Annotated in this window: 1 protein-coding gene; it reads left to right on the forward strand. The window is 48.4% G+C overall.

The window, feature by feature from the left end:
* A partial coding sequence (locus tag AAEZ03_RS28100) for an NTP transferase domain-containing protein (protein ID WP_350583222.1) occupies window positions 1-256 on the forward strand: 256 nt, incomplete at both ends.

Raw genomic sequence — 256 nt, forward strand, 5'->3', positions numbered from 1 at the left:
GCATTAGGTGAGCAAGCATTAAACTGGGTATTACAAGCAGAACAACTGGGGACCGGCCATGCGGTCGCGCAAGCAACCCCAAACATTAATGACCACGATACCGTTTTGATCCTATATGGCGATGTGCCGCTTATTCAGCAATCAACCCTAGAAGCATTATTGGCTGCTCGCCCTGTAAATGGCCTAGCTATTTTGACGGTTAATTTACCTAACCCTAGCGGTTATGGTCGTATTGTGCGTGAGCATGGCAGCGTAG

The organism is Pseudomonas sp. HY2-MNA-CIBAN-0224 (assembly GCF_040310285.1).
Classification (GTDB): Bacteria; Pseudomonadota; Gammaproteobacteria; order Pseudomonadales; family Pseudomonadaceae; genus Aquipseudomonas; species Aquipseudomonas helleri.